This window comes from Zestomonas ipomoeae, assembly GCF_057128665.1.
Window position 1 is genome coordinate 477072 of the sequence record NZ_JBSKHQ010000001.1, and the last position, 18897, is coordinate 495968.

18 protein-coding genes are annotated in these 18897 nt (G+C 66.4%); 6 read left to right on the top strand and 12 right to left on the bottom strand.

All coding sequences use genetic code 11. The features are described 5' to 3' along the window. The first annotated feature begins 56 nt into the window (after positions 1–56). The gene (locus ACWKV7_RS02135) at positions 57–1379 is read left to right on the top strand and encodes a DUF2254 domain-containing protein (RefSeq protein WP_483855978.1); all 1323 of its coding nucleotides are present in this window, start codon (positions 57–59) and stop codon (positions 1377–1379) included. A 7-nt stretch (positions 1380–1386) separates the two neighbouring features. On the opposite strand, the gene ACWKV7_RS02140 is transcribed toward ACWKV7_RS02135, so the two are convergent. Further along, on the bottom strand, positions 1387–3183 hold the full coding sequence (locus ACWKV7_RS02140) for a hypothetical protein (RefSeq protein WP_483855979.1): 1797 nt from the start codon (positions 3181–3183) through the stop codon (positions 1387–1389). A 286-nt stretch (positions 3184–3469) separates the two neighbouring features. On the opposite strand from ACWKV7_RS02140, the gene ACWKV7_RS02145 reads away from it, so the two are divergent. Together ACWKV7_RS02145 and ggpS are read left to right on the top strand one after the other, a co-directional pair. Further along, entirely contained in the window at positions 3470–4741 is a 1272-nt protein-coding gene (locus tag ACWKV7_RS02145) for an MFS transporter (protein WP_483855980.1), read from the top strand. Positions 4742–4810: 69 nt separating this feature from the next. Next, a complete protein-coding gene (gene ggpS, locus ACWKV7_RS02150; protein ID WP_483855981.1) occupies positions 4811–7066 on the top strand; it encodes a glucosylglycerol-phosphate synthase in 2256 nt (751 codons plus the stop codon). Positions 7067–7163: 97 nt separating this feature from the next. Here the strand turns inward: ggpS and ACWKV7_RS02155 are convergent, their stop codons facing one another. Both ACWKV7_RS02155 and arfB read right to left on the bottom strand, forming a co-directional pair. Continuing rightward, complete coding sequence (locus ACWKV7_RS02155; protein ID WP_483855982.1) at positions 7164–7505, bottom strand: DUF1622 domain-containing protein; 342 nt, start codon at positions 7503–7505, stop codon at positions 7164–7166. Between the two features lie 416 nt (positions 7506–7921). Continuing rightward, positions 7922–8335, bottom strand: a complete 414-nt coding sequence (gene arfB, locus ACWKV7_RS02160) for an alternative ribosome rescue aminoacyl-tRNA hydrolase ArfB (RefSeq protein ID WP_483855983.1) — start codon at positions 8333–8335, stop codon at positions 7922–7924. Between the two features lie 131 nt (positions 8336–8466). Here arfB and ACWKV7_RS02165 point away from each other — a divergent pair, with 131 nt between their 5' ends. Beyond that, complete coding sequence (locus tag ACWKV7_RS02165; protein WP_483855984.1) at positions 8467–9528, top strand: metal-dependent hydrolase; 1062 nt, start codon at positions 8467–8469, stop codon at positions 9526–9528. 3 nt (positions 9529–9531) lie between these two features. Here the strand turns inward: ACWKV7_RS02165 and cysC are convergent, their stop codons facing one another. Continuing rightward, entirely contained in the window at positions 9532–10119 is a 588-nt protein-coding gene (cysC, locus tag ACWKV7_RS02170) for an adenylyl-sulfate kinase (protein WP_483855985.1), read from the bottom strand. Between the two features lie 99 nt (positions 10120–10218). On the opposite strand from cysC, the gene ACWKV7_RS02175 reads away from it, so the two are divergent. Both ACWKV7_RS02175 and ACWKV7_RS02180 read left to right on the top strand, forming a co-directional pair. Beyond that, complete coding sequence (locus ACWKV7_RS02175) at positions 10219–11034, top strand: aspartyl/asparaginyl beta-hydroxylase domain-containing protein (RefSeq protein WP_483855986.1); 816 nt, start codon at positions 10219–10221, stop codon at positions 11032–11034. Beyond that, on the top strand, positions 11031–12029 hold the full coding sequence (locus ACWKV7_RS02180) for a sulfotransferase family protein (protein ID WP_483855987.1): 999 nt from the start codon (positions 11031–11033) through the stop codon (positions 12027–12029). The genes ACWKV7_RS02175 and ACWKV7_RS02180 overlap by 4 nt, the downstream gene beginning before the upstream one ends. Before the next feature lie 57 nt (positions 12030–12086). Here the strand turns inward: ACWKV7_RS02180 and murB are convergent, their stop codons facing one another. The 8 genes from murB to ACWKV7_RS02220 all read right to left on the bottom strand — a co-directional run bounded on the left by murB (position 12087) and on the right by ACWKV7_RS02220 (position 18878). After that, positions 12087–13106, bottom strand: a complete 1020-nt coding sequence (murB, locus tag ACWKV7_RS02185) for a UDP-N-acetylmuramate dehydrogenase (RefSeq protein WP_483855988.1) — start codon at positions 13104–13106, stop codon at positions 12087–12089. Beyond that, complete coding sequence (locus ACWKV7_RS02190; protein WP_483855989.1) at positions 13103–13567, bottom strand: low molecular weight protein-tyrosine-phosphatase; 465 nt, start codon at positions 13565–13567, stop codon at positions 13103–13105. Before ACWKV7_RS02190 ends, murB begins: the two co-directional genes overlap by 4 nt. After that, positions 13567–14331, bottom strand: coding sequence for a 3-deoxy-manno-octulosonate cytidylyltransferase (kdsB, locus tag ACWKV7_RS02195; RefSeq protein WP_483855990.1), 765 nt, complete (start codon positions 14329–14331; stop codon positions 13567–13569). The genes ACWKV7_RS02190 and kdsB overlap by 1 nt, the downstream gene beginning before the upstream one ends. Next, positions 14328–14513, bottom strand: a complete 186-nt coding sequence (locus ACWKV7_RS02200; RefSeq protein ID WP_483855991.1) for a Trm112 family protein — start codon at positions 14511–14513, stop codon at positions 14328–14330. Before ACWKV7_RS02200 ends, kdsB begins: the two co-directional genes overlap by 4 nt. 14 nt (positions 14514–14527) lie before the next feature. After that, on the bottom strand, positions 14528–15532 hold the full coding sequence (lpxK, locus tag ACWKV7_RS02205; protein WP_483855992.1) for a tetraacyldisaccharide 4'-kinase: 1005 nt from the start codon (positions 15530–15532) through the stop codon (positions 14528–14530). Continuing rightward, positions 15529–15954 carry an ExbD/TolR family protein gene (locus ACWKV7_RS02210; protein WP_483855993.1) on the bottom strand — a complete coding sequence of 142 codons (426 nt, stop codon included), beginning with the start codon at positions 15952–15954 and terminating at the stop codon, positions 15529–15531. Before ACWKV7_RS02210 ends, lpxK begins: the two co-directional genes overlap by 4 nt. Further along, positions 15951–16583 (bottom strand): MotA/TolQ/ExbB proton channel family protein, encoded by a 633-nt coding sequence (locus ACWKV7_RS02215; protein ID WP_483855994.1) that lies wholly within the window; start codon positions 16581–16583, stop codon positions 15951–15953. Before ACWKV7_RS02215 ends, ACWKV7_RS02210 begins: the two co-directional genes overlap by 4 nt. Before the next feature lie 69 nt (positions 16584–16652). After that, positions 16653–18878, bottom strand: a complete 2226-nt coding sequence (locus ACWKV7_RS02220; RefSeq protein ID WP_483855995.1) for a DNA internalization-related competence protein ComEC/Rec2 — start codon at positions 18876–18878, stop codon at positions 16653–16655. Between the last annotated feature and the right edge of the window lie 19 nt (positions 18879–18897).

Consider the following 18897-nt stretch of genomic DNA (forward strand, 5'->3'; position numbering starts at 1 on the left):
CGCAGCGCGCCGGGCGCCCTCTACTGTTCCTAAGGTCTCACTCGCAGGACGCGCCCATGCAGCTACTGCCCAATCGCCTGTTTCGCCTCTACCAACGCATCATCCACAGCATCGCCCTCTATCCGACGCTGATCGCCCTCGGCTACCTGCTCCTGCTGGTGCTGACCATCTTCCTGGAGTACCAACCCTGGCTGCTGGAGATCAAATCCCGGATGGGGCTGGCCCGTAACGCCGACAACGCGCGACTGATCCTCGGCACACTGGTGGGTGGCATCCTGTCGCTGATGGTGTTCAGCTTCACCATGGTCATGGTGGTACTCAACAGCGCCGCCGCCTCGCTCACGCCACGGGTCATTCCCAGCCTGATCAGCAGCAAGAGCCACCAGAAGACCCTGGGCGTCTACCTTGGCACCATCCTCTACGCGCTGCTGCTGATCTCGACCATCCAGCAGGGCGGCCCGGACCGCATTCCCAGCCTGGGGGTGCTCGTTTCGCTGTGCATGGGCCTGGTGTGCCTGGGCCTGTTCATCCACTTCATTCGCTCGATCTCCCACTCGATACAGGTCGACTACATCCTTACCGAGATCTACCAAGCGACGCGGAAGAAACTGCAAGGGCGCATCGACCAGCTCGAGCGCAGCCCGCACTTTCTGGTCTGGCCTGTGCAGGCCGACTGGCACGAGGTGCAAGCCCGGCGCTCGGGCTACTTCAAGGCGCTCAATGCCCAGGCGGCTCAGACCATCCTCAAGGAACAGGGGTTGCACATGGCGGTGCTGGCGCACCGCGGCTTCTTCGTGATGCCCGGCACCGCGCTGTTCTGCCTGAGCCGCAAGCCGACCGAGCAGGTCAGCGCACAGTTGCTCGACTGCTTCGACTTCTTCGTCGAGGAATACGCCAGCACCCATTTCTTCTTCGGCTTCAAGCAGATCAGCGAGATCGCGATCAAGGCCCTGAGCCCCGGCATCAACGACCCCGGCACCGCGGCAAAGGCCATCGACATGCTCAGTGCGCTGTTCGCCGAGCGGTTGAAACTGCCGATGCTTGATATCGAGACCGCCTCGGACGAGCTACGCCTGTTCTACCGTGAGCTGCCGCTCGACGACATGCTGTTCCAGGTATACGGGCCGCTCCGCACCTATGGCTGCGGCAACGCCCAGATCATGCTGTGCTTGCTGCAGGCGGTCGGCAACCTGCTGCGCAGCGAGCCGGTGGAAGCGGACGAACAGGCACTGCACAGCTTCGCCGTCAGCCTGGTGGAGGCAGCGGCGGGCAATCTGCACAACAGCTACGACCGGCGCGCCATCGACCAGCAGATCGAGCGCCTCAACGCCGAACTTCGCTACAGCGACCCGCTGCACAGGATCGGCACATTTCGTTGAAACCCGGTCAGTTCATCAAGAAGAACAGCACCATCACCGTCATTGCGACGAGGAGCCAGAAGAAGCCCGCTTCCATCTCCAGGCTGGCGACATGCTCGCGCTCCCCTTCGCGTCGCTTCACTTCGGAATGTTCCAGCCGCACCGATGCCGTCAGGCCGATCTCGGCCACCAGGACCCGGTCGCGCAGGATTCGGCAATTCACCTGCGGGGTCACCAGGACCAGCGGAATCGAGCGTCCGTCATCCATGCAGGCGAACTCGGCGAACGCCTGCTCTTCGTCCACCTGCAACTGCTCATAGAGCGCGGCGATGCCCTGCCGGTCGGGCCCGCTCTCCAGGGAGAACACCTCCTCGCCGATACGGATGGAGCGCACCACTTCTCCTTGCCCCGTTGCCTCTGGCGAGCGCAGCCCGTGGACATCGCCGGAACGGATATCCAGCACGCAGACGTGCTCCGGCAGCAACTCGACCTTGGCTGTGGCGGCGTAGCGCTGGGCAAGCCGGCGGCACAACGCTTCGAGATCACCGCCCTCGGTCCAGGGTCTGCCGTTGATGGACAGTTGCAGCTCGAAGCCAGCCGCTTCATTCCCGGCCTCAGCCTCAGGGTCAGCCTCCGGTGTGGGAATAGCACTGCTCTCCACCCTCTCGACGGGTTCCTCGACGGCCGGCTCGGGTTGCCTGTCGGGCAATAGCTCGCTGTCGCTATGGCTTTCCAGCACGCGAGGCGCCGCGCCGGCTTTTTGCTCCAGCACATCGAGGCGTGCCTGCACGTTCAACCGGATCAACGTGCAACGTCCTTCGAACGAATCGCTGCCCTCGACTTCCCGCCAGGCTTTCCAGGCCTCGTCGGTCGCCAAGGCGGACCACAGTTGTTCGCCCATCTCGACACCCGGCTGCTCGGGCGCAAGCATCATCTCCACCGAGGCGAAGCGCACGCTGCGCGTCGCTTCCGGCAATACCGGCTGCATGGATTCCGGATCGAGAATGAACAGTGGCTCGCAGCTCACCTCGCTGCCGATTACCAGATGCAGCCTGTCCCATTCGGTGGCGCGCGCCTCCAGGCTCGCTGTGCCGGCCTGGCGATCCCGCTGCTCAAGCTCGCGCAGCATGCGTTCCAGCAGGAGTTCCGACAGCTCATACAGCGGGTCATCCGCCGCCAGGGCACGGTCACCCAGCAGAATGTCGTAGCGCGCCCGCCCGATGCGGTCGAGCAGATACTGCTCGCTCTCCAACTGGGCCTTGAACTCCACCAGCTTGCTCTCGTAAACGAGCGAGAAGCGCTCCTCGTAGGGCGGCTCCAGATCGATGACCATGCTCGGCAGGCGAGCACTCACCAGCTGGAGCGGGACCGGAGATTCGGCTCGCTCCAGGTCCGCCAGGGCAGTCTCGAAACCGTTGGCCGGAGCCAGCCGGTCATAGAGTTCGGCGACGCCGCCGCCAGCATCCATACTGGAATCAAGCAGACGATTGCCAAGGGCCAGGCCCGGCAAGACCCGGCTTTCCGTCAACTCCGGCGGCGTATAGCCATCCCCCAGCGTTACCACACCGCCAGATTCCAGGCTCACATGGGCCTTGAGCCCGAACAGCAGCAACTCGACATCGGCGGCGCGCTTGACCTTGTCCGGATAGACGTCGGCCAGCGCCTGGCGCACCAGGTACCCGGCCACGCCGAGCAGCGGGGCACCGGTTTCCGGTTGCCCGTCGATCTCCAGCGTCAAACCGCTCCAGGGGCGAAAGGGAAAGTCCCCGCCACGCATGATGTTGGAACCGAAAACGGGGGTCGCAGGCTGAACGGCAACGTCCATGGGATACGTCCTTGTAGGAGAAAGGAAAAACAGCGCACCAAAATGCCAGCATGCGTACATCCGGGCAATGCTTGGCGCGCCTGTACGTGACGCCGTGCGCAATGCCAGAGGCGCACATCGGCTGGAACCGGATCTACCCGCCAGGTCGAAACGCCACGGATAAAAAATCAGCCTTGTCGCTCCGGTTTTTTATTCAGATATTTCAATTGGTTATGAGCAACAGAGAAGCATCTTCGGAGCATACCGTGCTTGCCATGCGGGTGAGAGTTCCCTAGGGTAGTTCGCCATGTGGTCCTCAATTGCCCCCATCAGCTCCTTGCTCGGCGGGGTCGCGTTACTCCTGCTCGGCAATGGCCTGCTCAATACACTGCTGACCCTGCGCGGCGTAGCCGAAGGCTACTCCAGCACGATGCTCGGGCTGATCATGTCCGGCTACTTCGTCGGCTTCCTCCTCGGCACCTGGCTGGCCGGCCCGCTGATCAGCCGCATCGGGCATATCCGCATGTTCGCCTTCAGTGCGGCGCTCGCGTCGGTCAGCGCCCTGCTCCATGCGGTGATCGTCGATCCCTGGGTCTGGCTGGTCCTGCGGGTCTTCTACGGCATCGCCCTGGTCAGCCTGTACATGGCCATCGAGAGCTGGCTGAACGCGCAGGCTTCGGACGAACGGCGCGGCCAGATTTTTGCCGTCTACATGACGGTCAACCTGGTGGCCCTGGCGCTTGCCCAGCAGCTGCTGAGCCTGGCCAGCCCCTCTGCCTTCACTCTCTTCGCCATCGCCTCGATCCTGATCTGCTGCGCTTTGATGCCGATCACCCTTACCCGCCAGGCCCAGCCCGCCCTGCCGGAGCGCCCGCGCAGCAACCTGCGCCAGCTTTTCCGGGCCGCACCGCTGGCGGTGGCCGCGGCGGGTTTCTCCGGATTGGCGATGAGCGCGTTCTGGGGTCTGGCACCGGCGTATGCCAACCTGAACGGCTTCGACTCCGCCGGCGTCGGCCTGCTGATGACCAGCAGCATTCTCGGCGGCGCGTTGCTGCAATGGCCGATCGGCCTCTATTCGGACCGCCATGACCGCCGCCAGGTGCTGCTCTGGGTCGCCGTGCTGGGCACGCTGCTGGCACTGGTGATGAGCCAGCTGACGGCCGGCCCCTTGCTACTGGGCGCGATATTCCTCTGGGGCGGGTTGGCGTTCTCCCTCTATCCCATTGCCGTGGCGCAGATGGTCGACCAGCTGCATCCCGATGAGATCCTAGCCAGCTCCAGCAGCCTGCTGCTGGTCAACGGCCTGGGCTCGGCGGCCGGCCCGCTGCTCGCCGGTAGCCTGATGGAGCAGTTCGGCCCAGCGGCGCTGCCGCTCTATTTCGCCCTGTCTCTGGCGCTGCTGGCCGGCTACACCTTTCACCGCTTGCGCCATGTCAGCGATCTGCTCACCGAACCCCACGGTCACTTCGCCCCCATGCTGCGCACCAGCCCCGCGGTGCTGGAACTGATGCCCGACGCGCCACCCCAAGAGCCCGAAGGCGAACCTGCCACCGCGACTGCCGGAGAGGAACACTTCTAAGCAAACCCTGCACGTCGGCCCAGGTCGGCGCGTCAACTGCACCCAATTGAATGGACAGGGAGACAGCGCATGCTACTTGCCACCGATCTCGATGGAACCTTTCTCGCCGGCGATCCCGCCGATCGCCTCAGCCTCTACCAGACCATCACCGCGCACCCGGACATCCAGCTCGCCTATGTCACCGGACGCAGCCTGGAAGCGGTTCTGCCGCTGCTGGCCGACCCCACCCTGCCGCAGCCGGACTACATCATCGCCGACGTCGGCGCCAGTCTGTACGACGGCGAAACCCTGCAGCCGATCCAGCCGCTGCAAAGCCGGATCGACGCCCGCTGGCCAGGGGAGTCCCAGGTCGCCAGCGCACTGGCCGAGTTCCCCGACATGCAGCGCCAGGATGTCCCACAGGCGCGCCGTTGCTCCTACTTCTGCACCCCGGAACGGGCAGCCGACCCCGCCCTGCGGCAAATCGCCGATGCCCTCGGCTGCGACCTGCTGTACTCCGCCGACCTTTACCTGGATTTTCTCCCACGCGGAGTGAACAAGGGCAGCAGCCTGCTGGCGCTGGCCGAGCACCTGGGCCTGGATACCGAACAGGTATTGACCGCAGGCGACACACTGAACGACCTCTCGATGCTCACCAGCGGGCTCAAGGGCGTCTGCGTCGGCCACTCCGAACCGGAGCTGCTGGAACGCACCCGCCACTGCACCCGCGTCTTGCACGCCGAGCGTCCCGGTTGCGGCGGCATCCTCCAGGCCTTCGCCCATTTCGGCTTCCTCGGCGAACACGGCATCGCCGCCGAGAGTCGCCAGGCAGCCGCACCCGGCCAGGCCGACCTGGTGATCGTCTACCATCGCCTGCCCTACGAGGAGCATCGGGTCGACGGCGCGCTGCAACGGCGCCGGCCCACCTCGCCCAACGGCATCATCCCTACCCTGCTCAGTTTCTTCGCCGACGGCCGCAAGGGCTCCTGGGTCGCCTGGGCGGTTCATGAGCCGGGCGACGAGGCCTTCGACAGCCATACCACCGTCGACGCCGAGCGCTACCCGCGCCTGACCGCCGCGCGGGTGCCGCTGAGCAAGGACGAGGTGGACACCTTCTACAAGCGCTTTTCCAAGGAGGCCTTCTGGCCGACGCTGCACACCTTTTGGGAGCGCGCGACCTTCAACGATGACGACTGGCAGGTGTTCCTCAAGGTCAACCGCGCCTTCGCCGAGCGCACCGCGCTAGAGGCCGCCGAAGGCGCCATCGTTTGGCTGCACGACTACAACCTGTGGATGGTGCCGGCCTTCCTCCGTGAGTTGCGCCCGGACCTGCGCATCGCCTTCTTCCATCACACCTACTTTCCCTCGGCGGATGTGTTCAACGTGCTGCCCTGGCGCCGGCAGATCGTCGGCAGCCTGCTGCAATGCGACTACATCGGCTTCCACATCCCGCGCCAGGTGGAAAACTTCGTCGATGTCGCCCGCGGCGTGTTTCCGCTCAAGACCCTGGCACGGCAGAATTGCGCGCCGCGCTTCGTCACCTACGGCTGCGCGGTGGGCCTCGATCGCATGACCACCGCCATCGACACCGGCAACCGTGAGGTCAGGCTCGGCGCCCACCCGGTCGGCCTCGACCTGGACCGTGTGCGCAACGCCCTCGCCCAACCCAGGGTCCAGTCGCAGATGGCACGGTTGCGGGAAGCGTTGCGCGGGGTGAAGCTGATTCTGTCGGTGGAACGCCTCGACTACACCAAGGGCGTGCTGGAGAAGCTGCAGGCCTACGAGCGCCTGCTGGCCGACAATCCCGAACTGCTCGGCAAGGTCACCCTGGTCAGCATCTGCGTGCCGGCGGCGCAGGAGATGACGGTCTACGACGCGCTGCAAACGCAGATCGAACAGGCAGTCGGCCGCATCAACGGTCGCTTCGCCCGCATCGGCTGGACGCCGGTACAGTTCTTCTTCCGCGCCTTCCCGTTCGAGGAGGTGGTTGCCTGGTATGCCATGGCCGACGTCATGTGGATCACCCCGCTACGGGACGGCCTGAACCTGGTGGCCAAGGAATTCGTCGCCACGCAGGGCCTGCTGGAAGGCCACGGCGTGTTGGCGCTTTCCGAGTTCGCCGGCGCCGCCGCCGAACTCAAGGGTGCCCTGCTGACCAACCCCCACGATCCGGCCGACCTCGCGCAGACCTGCTACCTGGCTCTCAACCTGCCCAAGGCCGAAGCCCAGGCACGACTGCGCGAACTGTTCGATATCGTCAGCTTCAACGATATTCGCCGTTGGGGCGATGAGTTCCTCGGCACTCTCGAACCTCAGCCCGCCCTCGCGGAGCCAGCCACGGCCTGAACCGGCCAGAAGCGCTGTCGTGGCGGGCGGTTCATCCGGGGCGCTGGAGGCACGGTCCACCGAGCCCTCCAGGAGCCCCGGATGAACTACCGCCGCCTCACTCGCCGGAGCGCCGCCAGGGCAAGCGCCCTTCCAGTTCCATCTCCAGCGACATGCTGAGAAAGGTACGAATCACGACGATCACCCCCAGTACCAGCACGCTGTCGAGCGTGGGCGTCATGGCCACGGTGCGGATGATGTCCGCCGCCACCAGAAACTCCAGCCCGAGCAGGATGCCCTTGCCGAGTTCCTGGCGAAAACGCCGATAGGGTTCCGCCACATTCCGCCCGGCGGAAAAGAAACGCACCACTGCCCATGCCAGCCCAAACATGATGACCAGCACTCCGACGCCGTCGATCACCAACCCAGCCAATTCGACCATTTCCAGAAACGATGGCATGCGACCTCCCAGCTCAAGAGTCACCCCGCCCCACGGACTGACCACTGACGTTTCGGCCTTCGGTCTGCAAGGGGGTTCCATCGCTTATCGTCGATGCGGAGCCTGGTCTCAGCGTTCGCCACTCCGCGCAATGCGACGAGGGCGGCAAACACCCTGAGCCTGCTCGGTAATCCGAGCCCCACCGATTTCAGGCATGGCGCCGAAATCCTGGCCGTTGCGCATCGACTCAAGCGAAGCACAGCGATCAAGTGCGCCTACCTGGCGAAGCTCTGAGTCGCTCCGCGCGGGGTCCAGATAGTCAGGTGGCTGGCAGGATGTGGTCGTACGTCACGCGCCAGGCCACCACCCGAATCGCGGCGACAGTGCGGGCATCAGCGATGCGTAGCGTGGTCGACGTCCGTGGCATGCTGAGCACCTCAGAGATCCACCTTCCCTCTCCCCGCCTTGATCGCTCCTCGCTTGGCCTTGCCTTCCAGCCTGCGCTTTTTCGAGCCAAGGGTGGGTTTGGTGGGGCGGCGGGCCTTTTCTACCTTGGCGACGCTGCGGATCAGATCGGCCAGGCGCTCCAGCGCGTCGGCGCGGTTCTGTTCCTGGGTGCGGTACTGCTGGGCCTTGATGACGATCACGCCGTCGGCGGTGATGCGGCTGTCACGCAGGGCGAGCAGACGCTCCTTGTAGAATGGCGGCAAGGAGGACGCATGGATGTCGAAGCGCAAGTGCACGGCGCTGGAGACTTTGTTGACGTTCTGCCCGCCGGCGCCCTGGGCGCGGATGGCGGTGAGTTCGACCTCGCTGTCGGGCAGTTGGACGGCGTTGGAGATTTCCAGCATGACGGATTCGATCGTGGAATGAGCAGCCAGGATAACCCGCCAGGCGCTGAAACCTTTGCTTGAAATTTATCGGCAGCCCCGCCCGCCAGGCTCCGTTAACGTATCGGCTCGATTATCTACGGGGCTGTTTCATGGATTCGATTACTCAAGCCGTCCTCGGCGCCAGCATTCAGGGGGCGCTGCTCGGCCGCTGGCAAGGACGCAAGGCGCTGCTCTACGGAGCCATGCTGGGCACCCTACCGGACCTCGATGTGATCATCGATTACGGCGATGCCATCGCCGACATGACTTACCACCGCGGCTTCAGCCATTCGCTGTTCGTGCTCAGCGGGCTGGCGCTGCTGCTGACCTGGCTGGTGCGGCAGTTTCGCCCGAACCCCGGCTACTCGACGATGCGGCTGTTCCTGGCCCTCTGGCTGGCGCTGATCACCCATCCGCTGCTGGATTGCTTCACCAGCTACGGCACGCAGCTGTTCTGGCCCTTGCAAAGCACGCCGATCGCCTGGTCCAGCGTGTTCATCATCGACCCGCTGTACACCGTGCCGCTGATCGTCGCGGTGGTCGTCGGGCTGCTGTCCGGGCTGCGCGACAAAGCGCCACGCTGGCCGGTCGCGGCCCTGGCGATTTCCAGCCTGTACCTGGCCTTCGGCGTGGCGGGCAAGTGGATGGCGGAGTCGCGCGTCGAGCAGGCCCTGGCGCGGGATGGCATCGAGGCGCAGGCGATGTTCAGCACGCCGACGCCGTTCAATGGATTGCTCTGGCGCGTGGTCGTGCTGGATGGCGAGGACTACCACGAGGCGCTGGTCAGTTGGTTCGACAAGGGGTTGCCTCGGCTGGAGCGTATTGCTCGCCACACCGAGCTGGCCCAGGCACTCGGCGATTCACCGCAGTACGCTCGTTTGCGCTGGTTCACCAATGGCGTGCTGCGCTACGACGTGCTCGACGACCAACTGGTGGTCACCGATCTGCGCCTGGGCATGACCGGCTTCCACCCCTTCCGCTTCGCCTTCGCGGAACGGCGCGAGGGGCGCTGGCACCTGATCGAACGCATCGAGCGCTGGCCACTGGAGCGCGGCGACTTCGGCCGGCTGGCACTGCTCTGGCAGCGCATCTGGCAGGAGGAGCGCGAGGTGCCGCTACTGGCCTGGGCCAGCGCGCTGCAACGGGGCGCGCAGCAGGCGGCGCAGCAGTAGCGCTCAGGCCGGCGGCAGGATACCGCGCTCGCTCAGCAACGCCAGCAGGCGTTCGACACCGTCGGCGATGCCGAGGGTGCCGCTGTCGAGGATCAGATCGGCCTGTTGCGGCGCTTCGTAGGGAGCGGACACCCCGGTGAACTCGCGCAGCTCTCCAGCACGCGCCCGCGCATAGAGTCCCTTGCAGTCGCGGGCTTCGCATACTTCCAGCGCCGCGCTGCACCAGACCTCGAGGAACGGCACGCGCGACTGCGCCCGCAGCAGCGCGCGATACTCCGTCAGCGGCGCGATCAGCGCGAGCACCACGATCTGCCCGGCGTCGGCCAGCAATCGGGCGGCTTCGCCGGCTCGACGCACGTTTTCCCGCCGGGCCTCGGGAGAGAACCCGAGATCGGCGTTCAGCCCCTGGCGCAATTGATCGCCATCGAGCACATAGCTTTGCGCGCCACAGACGAACAAGGCGCGCTCCAGAGCCCGGGCCCAAGTGGTCTTGCCGGCGCCGGACAGCCCGGTCAGCAAAACCACGGCGGCACGGTGGCCGTTGCGCGCCTCCCGCCAATCGAGACTGACAGTTTCCGCGTGGTGCTCCATACGATGACATCCTGACCTTGAGTACCGGCTCTTTTAGCAGCCCGGCAGCCGGCAGGAAAGTTTTCGCCTAGACTGCGCGAAAAAAGCCGAGCGCCACCGATGAGCCCAACGACAGCGTCCCGCCTTCCCGCCTTCGCCCGACTGCCCCTGACCTTCGACGTCGCCACGTTGCAAACCGAGCTGGCCAGGCTGCCGGAGCAGCTATGGACGCCCCATTTCAACGAAGACTATTTCACCGGAGACTGGAGCGGCATCGCCTTGCTCGCCCCGCAACAGACCGGCAGCCCGCTACGGGTCGGCAACCCCGGCGAGGCCGTGGCACCCACCGCCACGCTGCTGGACTATCCCTTCTGGCGCGACATTCTCGGCAGCATTGTCTCGCCCATCGGCAGCGCTCGCCTGCTTCGCCTCGGCCCCGGTGCGCGGATTCGCGAGCATGTCGATCCGGACCTCGGCCGCCCGGACGGGGATCTGCGCCTGCACATACCGATTCTCAGCCACGAGGAGGTGGAGTTCATGCTCGACGGCCGGAGCATTCCCATGCAGCCGGGCGAATGCTGGTTTCTCGACCTCAGCCGCCCGCACCGGGTGGAGAATCGCAGCACGCATGTGCGCGTGCATCTGGTGATCGATTGCCGCCGCGACGCCTGGCTGCTCGGCCAGATCGCCGCAGGCCTGCCCCATACGCCACCGGCCGGCCCGGCAAGAGGAACGGCGCAGTTCGCGCTGTTCCGCTCGCGCGTGCAAGGCGATCCGGCGCTGCGCGAGCGCCTGGTGGATATCGAGGACGCCGAGCGCTTCGCCGACGCGGCAGTGGAACTGGGCGCGCAGCTGGGGCTGGCGTTCAGTAACGACGACGTGCAGGCGGCCATGCGCCAGGGGCGGCGTTCCTGGACCGAACAGTGGGTGATATGAGCATGCAGGCGATGGACTGCGAAGGGGATTTCCAGGGTTGGCTGCCCATTCGCGTATGGCCGGAACAAGGCAACTGGTGGGTCGATTGGTGCTGGTTCGGTGAATGCGCGCTGGCCGAGCCGTTCTTCCGCGACAGCGTGCAGGTAGCCATGCGCCGGCCATTCAACCAGGCGATGCGGCGCATCAGCGGGCTCGATGCCCTGCTCGCCTGGCAGGCGCGCAGCCCTGGGGTGGCGCCGAAAGCCTTCATCCATCATGCCTCGCGCTGCGGCTCGACGCTGATCGCCCAGATGCTGGCGACGCTGGATTCCCACGTGGTGCTCTCCGAACCCCCGCCCCTGGATGCGCTGCTGCGGGCCCATTTCCTCGATCCGCGTGCCAGCGCCTGGCAAGGCGCCTCGGTCAGTGCGTTGCTCTCTGCCTACGGCCAGCCGCGCCGCGGCACGGAGCACGCCCTGGTGGTCAAGCTGGATGCCTGGAATGTGTTCGAAGCGCAATTCCTGCGCCAGCTGTATCCACAGACGCCCTGCCTGTTTCTCTACCGCGATCCGCTGGAAATCGTCGTCTCCCAGCTACGGCAACCCGGCATCCACATGGTGCCAGGAATGATCGGCCCATCGCTGCTGGCGTTCGACCTGGAGGAAATGGCGCAGATGTCTTCGCTGGAGTTCGCCGCGCGTTGCATCGGCCGCATCCTCGAACGAGGGCTCGCCGAGTGCCGCAGCGACGGCTGCATGGCGGTGAACTACAGCGAATTGCCGACGGCGGTCTGGGGACGCCTGGGAGAGATTCTGGCCGTGCCGAAGTCCGCCCAGGCGGCGCTGGCGCAAGCCGCCGGGCGGGATGCCAAGCAACCGGGTATCGGCTTCGTCCCGGACCGCGAGCGCAAGCGCGCCGCCGCCAGCACCGAGGTTCGCGAGGCGGTGGAGCGCTGGGCCATGCCAGCCTATCGGGAGTTGGAGGCATTGCGGCTGAGGGAACATCCCTCGCCGTGAAACGGCGGGCGAACGCAAGGCCGATCCGTCGAGAACCTTCCCCGCCACGCGATGCGCTCAGAGCACGTTGGGTTCGATTTCCAGATCCACGCCGAAGCGCGCCGCGATGTCCGCCTGGATGCGCTGGGCCAGCGACAGCAACTGCGCCCCGCTGGCCTTGCCGTAGTTGACCAGCACCAGGGCCTGCTGGCGGTGCACGCCGGCATCCCCTTCGCGAAAGCCCTTCCAGCCGGCGCGTTCGATCAACCAGCCGGCCGCCAGCTTCACCTGCCCATCGGGCTGCCCGTAGGCCACCAGGTCGGCATGCTCGCTGCGCAAACGCTGGGCATGCTCCGCCGAGACCACGGGGTTCTTGAAGAAACTGCCGGCGTTTCCTAGCTCTGCCGGATCGGGAAGCTTGGCGCTGCGAATGGCACATACCGCGCGACTCACGTCCAGCGGTGCCGGCCTCTCGATGCCCTGCTCTGCCAGCCACTGGCGCAGCGGTCCGTAGTCGAGCCGCAGTTGCGGCTCGCGGCTCAAGGCGAAGCGCACACGCAGGATCAGCCAGCGTCCTGGCTCGCGCTTGAACAGGCTGTCGCGGTAGCCGAACGCACACTCTTCCAGGCTGAAGTCACGCAACTCGCCGCTCTGGCGGTCCAGCGCGGTCAACCCGGCGAACACGTCTTTCAGCTCCACGCCGTAGGCACCGATGTTCTGCATCGGGGCGGCCCCCACGGTGCCCGGTATCAGGCTGAGGTTCTCCAGCCCGGCAAAGCCCTGGTCCAGGCTCCAGCGAACGAAGGGATGCCAGGGCTCCCCGGCCGCCGCCTCGACCAGCACTTGCCGGCCATCGTCGGCCAGCACGCGAATGCCGGTGGCAGCCATGCGCACCACCAGCGCGTCGACATCGCCAGTCAGCAGCAGATTGCTGCCCCCGCCGATCACTAGCAACGGCAGGCGCTGCTCGGCGGCGATGCGCAGGGCTTCGCGTACCTCGCTTTCATCCCGAGCTTCCGCGAACAGACGGGCACGGACGTCGAGGCCAAAGGTATTGAACGGCCGAAGGGAAACCTGGTCCCGCAGCGACAAGCTCACAGACGTCCCCTGATCTCGGCCAGCAGCGCCGCACTGGCCTGCTCGATCAGGTCCAGCACGCGTTCGAAGCCGTCTTCGCCGCCATAGTAGGGGTCCGGGACCTCGTCCACCGCCAGCGCATAGCGGCGCAGGAACAGATCGGTTTCGGCGCCGGCTTGAGCCGGACGCAGGGCGTCGATGTGCTGCAGGTTGCTGCGGTCCATGGCGAGGATCAGATCGAAGCGGGAAAAGTCCGCCGCCTCGAACTGCCGCGCGCGCTGCTGCGACAGGTCGTACCCGCGCAGCCGTGCGGCGCGACAGGTACGGCTGTCCGGCGCCTTGCCGACGTGCCAGCCGCCGGTGCCGGCAGAGGCGATGCTGATGCGCTCGGACAACCCCGCTTCACGCACCAGATGGCGGAATACCCCTTCGGCAGTGGGCGAACGACAGATATTGCCGAGACAGACGAACTGGATGCGCATCAGGCCCCCAGCAAGCGGCGTACCCGCTGCAGGTCCTCAGCGGTGTCGACGCCGGCCGGCGGTGACTCCAGGGCATCGGCGACGTGGATGCGCACGCCGTGCCAGAGCGCGCGCAGCTGTTCCAGGCACTCGGTGTCTTCGAGCCAGCACGGTCCCCAGGCTACGAAGTCGTGCAGGAAGCGCGCGCGGTAGGCATAGATGCCGATGTGGCGCCGGTAGGGCACGCCGGCCGGCAGGCTGTCGCGACTGGCGGCGAACGCGTCGCGGGCCCAGGGCAAAGGCGCGCGGCTAAAGGTCAGGGCCAGGCCGTCGAGATCGGCGGCAACCTTCACCACATTGGGGTTGAACAATGCTTCAACGGTGTCGATCGGCTCGGCCAGGGTGGCGATGCCCGCTTCTACATGGGCCGCCAGATTGGCCGCCACCTGGTCGATGATGGCCGGCGGGATCAGCGGTTCATCGCCCTGTACGTTGACCACGATGGCATCGTCGGCCAGGCCGAGCTGGCTGGCGACCTCGGCGAGACGGTCGGTACCGGAGTTGTGATCGGCACGGGTCAGCAGCACCTCGGCGCCGAACCCGCGACAGGCCTCGACGATGCGCGCATCGTCGGTGGCCACTACCACTTGCTGCGCAGCGCTCTTGCGCGCCTGTTCCCAGACATGCTGGACCATCGGCTTGCCGGCGATGTCCTGCAGCGGCTTGCCCGGCAGGCGGCTGGAAGCGAAACGGGCGGGGATGACAACGGTGAAGGCCGGACTCATTTGTCCAGGCGCTCGTCGACGTTGAGCGTGCGGGCTTCGCCCTCCAGCATCACCGGGATGCCGTCGCGAACCGGGAAAGCCAGGGCGTCGGCCCGGCAGATCAGCTCGCACTTGTCGTCGGCGAGCTTGAGCGGGCCCTTGCACAGCGGGCAGGCAAGAATATCGAGCAGTTTGGGGTCCATCGGGAATCCTTGGGTCAGGGGCAACCGGGCAGCAAACGGGCCAATTGCGCATCGAACCAGTCGCTGAAAGCCGCCGAGGGAACGGCCTCGACCGCTAGGTACCACCAATCGGCGGCAGCGAAGGCTCGACACTTCACCGCATCCTTTTCGGTCATCACCAACGGCAACGCCGGGCTGAAAGCGAGCTGCGCGGCACTGTACTGGGCGTGGTCGGCGAAGGCATGCGGAATCGGGCGCCAGTGTAGCGCTTCGAGGGTATTGAAGAAACGCTGCGGATTGCCGATCCCCGCCACCGCATGCACCAGCTGACCGGATGGGAAGTGCGCGAGGGGCTGGCGTTCGCCGCTGCGCACATTCACCAGGGCCATGGGTCGCAAGGAGAAGGCGAAACCGTCGGCCCGATCCGCCGGTGCGCCGTTGTGCAACACCGCATCCACCGACTGCAGGCGCTCGGCCGGCTCGCGCAACGGGCCCGCCGGCAGGCAGCGGCGATTGCCGAGCCCCCGCGCGGCATCGATCAGCACCAGTTCCAGATCGCGCGCCAGGCGGTAATGCTGCAGGCCGTCGTCGCTGAGGATCAGGTCCAGCGGCTCGCTTTCCAGCAGGGCCCGCACGGCGCGGGCGCGGTCCGGGTCGATCATCACGGGCACGCCGCTGCGCTGGACGATCAGCAGCGGCTCGTCGCCGGCCTGCTCCGCGCTCTGCTCGGCGGTCACCCGCCAGGGCACCTGCGATGGTCGGGCGCCATAGCCGCGGCTGACCACGCCGACCCGCAGGCCACGGGCGCGGCAGTGCTCGATCAACCAGAGAATCAGAGGTGTCTTGCCGGTACCGCCGACGGTGATGTTGCCGACCACCACCACGGGCACTGGGGCCCGGTAGCTGTCCTGCTGCCCTGCCAGGAACCGGGCCCGCTTGCGCCTTACCACCGAGCGGTACAGCGCTTCCAGCGGGCGCAGCAGGGCCAGTGCCGGATGGCCGCGATACCAGGCGTCCTGCAGGCGGCCGGCCAGGCTCACGGTGCCGGCTGCGCCTCGACGGTGGTGATGCGCAGATGAGCGAAGCCCAACTTGCCGGCGGCATCCATTGCGGTGATGACCGCTTGGTGCGGCGTCTTGGCATCGGCGCTGATCACCAACGGCAGGCGATTGTCGCCGCCGGACTCCTTGGAGAGTGCCGCCATCAGGCTGTTCAGGTCGCTCTTCAGCAGTGCCTTGCCATTCAGCGAGTAGGCGCCATCGGGGCCGATCAACACCTCCAGCTGCTGTTCGGCCTGCTCCGGCGGTGCACCGGTGGCGGCCTCGGGCAGGTCGACCTTGAGTTGCGTCTCGCGCGTGAAGGTCGTGGTCACCACGAAAAACAGCAGCAGGATGAACACCACGTCGATCAACGGCGCCAGGTTGATCTCGACGCTTTCCCGCGGTTTGCGCCGGAACTTCACGCCTTGCCCTCGCCCAGGTCGACTTCGCGATCACCCTGGGTCATTTCCACCAGCTTGATCGCCTCCTGCTCCATGCCCACCACCAGCTCATCGACGCGACGCTGCAGATAGCGGTGGAAGAACAACGCGGGAATCGCCACGATCAGGCCCGCTGCGGTGGTGATCAGAGCCTTGGCGATACCGCCGGCGAGCATCGGCGCGTTGGCCATGCCCGCCCCCATGAAGGCGCTGAAGATCTCGATCATGCCGAGCACCGTGCCGAGCAGACCGAGCAACGGCGCGACGGCGGCGATGGTGCCGAGCACGGTGAGGTAGCGCTCCAGGTCGTGGATTACCCGCGCGGCCGCTTCCTCGATGCACTCCTTCATGATCTCGCGACCGTGCTTGGTGTTGGCCAGGCCAGCGGCCAGGATCTGCCCCAGCGGCGAGTTGGAGCGCAGCTCCTTGAGCTTGTCGTTACCGAGTTTCTTTTCCTTGATCCAGCGCCACACCTGGCCCAGCAACTGGGGTGGGGTGATGCGGCTGGGCCGCAAGGTCCATAGACGCTCGCCGATGATGCCGGCAGCCACGATGGAACAGAGAATGATCGGCAGCATCATCCAGCCGCCTGCTTTGACCAGTTCCCACACAGTTGAACCCTCTCCGAAAAATGGCGCCACTCTAGCATAGGGTGGTGCCCTCGCCGACCGTCGCCGTTCTCATTTCTCCCGCCAAAAATGCCGCTCTTCACGCAAACCTTGCGCGGATTCGAAATCGCCCAGGCGAAAATGCACGGCGCCCTGCTCCGCCGTGTCGTGGATGGCGATCGAGCGAGCCCGGTAGCGCGCGAGCACCTGCGGGTGTGGATGGCCGAACGAATTGTTCCGACCGCGTGAAATCAACACCGCGCTCGGCGCCACCTTCCACAGGAAGGCCGACGACGACGAGCTGCGACTGCCATGATGGGGAGCGAGCAGCCACTGCGCCTGCAGGTCCCGGCCGCTATCGATCAATGCTCGCTCGGTTTGCACATCGATGTCGCCGGTCAGCAACAGGCGCTCCCCATTGGCCTCCACCAGCAGCAGGCACGATGACTGGTTGCCATCCTGCGCCGCGGCCCACCGCCAGGTGCGAAAACGTACGCCATCCCATTGCCAGTCCGCACCATCGCTGCACGGCTGCGCCTGCAGCGACGCGGGCAACTGCCGGGGCTCACCGCTCAGCACGGCATCGACCGCCAAGCTTCGGCGTACCGCCAGGGCCCCTCCCGCATGATCACTGTCGGCATGGCTGAGCAACAGGAGATCCACTCGCCTCACGCCGAGGCGTTGCAGGGAAGGCACGACCACCCGCTCCCCCAAGTCGAATTCGCCGAAGCGCGGCCCGGCGTCATACAGCAAGGCATGCTCGCGAGTACGCACCAGCAGCGACAGCCCCTGACCCACGTCCAGCAGCCAGATATCGGCATGCGCCTGCGGCGGTTGCTCCTGTGCCGGGAAGAACAGCGGAAGCAGCATTGCCAGGCCGAGCCCGCGCAACGGTACGCCAGCCGGCAACAGCAGCATCAGACACCCCAAAAGCGCCAGCACCCAACTCCATAGCGGCAGGGCTTGCGGTAACCAGGCGGGCATGCCGGCGGCCACCTGCGCGAGCAGCCAGAAGAGTCCGTGCAGGAACGCGCCAGCCACCCAGAGCAATCCCTCACCGACCCAGGGTACCGGCAGCAGCAGGGTTCCCAGCAGCGCGAGCGGTACCACCGCCAGGCTCACCCAGGGCACCGCCAACAGATTGGCCAGCGGCCCGCTGGCACTGATCGGCAGCCCCAGGGCCAGCATCGCCGGCAACAGGCCGAGCGCCACCGTCCACTGCGCCCGCCCCAGGGTGCGCCACCACGCCCAGGCCCCCAGGCGCCCGCTGAAGGCCAGCGCGAGCACCGCAACCGCGGCGAACGACAACCAGAAACCCGCCTGCAGGCTCGCCAGCGGCTCCACCAACAGCACCGCTGCCAATGCCACGAGCAGGGGCAGCCAGACGCCCAGGTGGCGGAAACGCAGGCGCCAGAGCAACACCAACCCCAGCATCACGCAGGCACGCCGTACCGGCACCTCGAAGCCCGCCAGCAGCCCGTAGCCCAGCGCACCGGCGAACGCCAGGCCGCACGCCCAGGGCAACCAAGGCAAGGCGCGTGGCCAAAAGCCCAGGCGTGCCAGGGTAGCAACCAGTCCGTACAACAGGGCCGCCAGCAACCCGACATGCTGCCCGGAAATCACCAACAGATGTACGGTGCCGGTGTCCTGCAGCACTCGCCAATCCCGCGGCGACAACCCCGAGTCATCGCCCAACACCAGGGCCGCGATAGCACCTTCGCGACCGAATGCATCGACACTCAGCAGGCGCTGGCGCAGCGCATCGCGCCAGGCGGCGATTCCGCTGGCCGGTGCCAGGCGCTCCCCCATCCTGACGGTACCCGTGGCGCCAACGCGTCGCGCCAGCAGCCACGCCTCATAGTCGAACGAGTTCGGATTGACCAGGCCATAGGGGCGCTTGAGGCGCACCGCCAGGCGCCAGCGCTCGCCTGCCTGCACTGCCGGGCCGTCGTACCAGGCCAAGCGCAGGCGCGAGGGCAAGTCGACACGACGCGCAGACACCTGCTCGAGCTGGAAGCGTACCGCCCCATCGCCGACTTCCGGCAGGCCGGCGACCCGCCCCTCGATCCACAGCGTGCGACCGTCCAGCTCGGGAGCGAGGCGATCGTCGAGCGCGCCTTGCGCCGACAGGCAGGCCCAGGCCCAGCCGAACAGGAAGAACGCCACGGGATAGGAGCGAAACGGCAGCAGCATGAGCGCCAGCAGCGCCACGGACACCACGACCCAGCCGGGCGGCAGCATAGGCATGAAACGCAGGACCAAGAGTCCCGCGACGAGTGCGAACATCCCTGTGCGCATCGACGGACCGTCTCCCAAT

Bases quoted from the DNA above. Each gene is read 5' to 3' on its own strand.
- kdsB (WP_483855990.1), bottom strand. From the start codon at position 14,331: ATGAGTCCGGCCTTCACCGTTGTCATCCCCGCCCGTTTCGCTTCCAGC.
- arfB (WP_483855983.1), bottom strand. From the start codon at position 8,335: ATGCTGGAAATCTCCAACGCCGTCCAACTGCCCGACAGCGAGGTCGAA.
- ACWKV7_RS02175 (WP_483855986.1), top strand. From the start codon at position 10,219: ATGAGCCCAACGACAGCGTCCCGCCTTCCCGCCTTCGCCCGACTGCCC.
- ACWKV7_RS02140 (WP_483855979.1), bottom strand. From the start codon at position 3,183: ATGGACGTTGCCGTTCAGCCTGCGACCCCCGTTTTCGGTTCCAACATC.
- ACWKV7_RS02190 (WP_483855989.1), bottom strand. From the start codon at position 13,567: ATGCGCATCCAGTTCGTCTGTCTCGGCAATATCTGTCGTTCGCCCACT.
- cysC (WP_483855985.1), bottom strand. From the start codon at position 10,119: ATGGAGCACCACGCGGAAACTGTCAGTCTCGATTGGCGGGAGGCGCGC.
- ACWKV7_RS02180 (WP_483855987.1), top strand. From the start codon at position 11,031: ATGAGCATGCAGGCGATGGACTGCGAAGGGGATTTCCAGGGTTGGCTG.
- ACWKV7_RS02135 (WP_483855978.1), top strand. From the start codon at position 57: ATGCAGCTACTGCCCAATCGCCTGTTTCGCCTCTACCAACGCATCATC.
- ggpS (WP_483855981.1), top strand. From the start codon at position 4,811: ATGCTACTTGCCACCGATCTCGATGGAACCTTTCTCGCCGGCGATCCC.
- ACWKV7_RS02165 (WP_483855984.1), top strand. From the start codon at position 8,467: ATGGATTCGATTACTCAAGCCGTCCTCGGCGCCAGCATTCAGGGGGCG.
- ACWKV7_RS02220 (WP_483855995.1), bottom strand. From the start codon at position 18,878: ATGCGCACAGGGATGTTCGCACTCGTCGCGGGACTCTTGGTCCTGCGT.
- ACWKV7_RS02200 (WP_483855991.1), bottom strand. From the start codon at position 14,513: ATGGACCCCAAACTGCTCGATATTCTTGCCTGCCCGCTGTGCAAGGGC.
- ACWKV7_RS02145 (WP_483855980.1), top strand. From the start codon at position 3,470: ATGTGGTCCTCAATTGCCCCCATCAGCTCCTTGCTCGGCGGGGTCGCG.
- ACWKV7_RS02155 (WP_483855982.1), bottom strand. From the start codon at position 7,505: ATGCCATCGTTTCTGGAAATGGTCGAATTGGCTGGGTTGGTGATCGAC.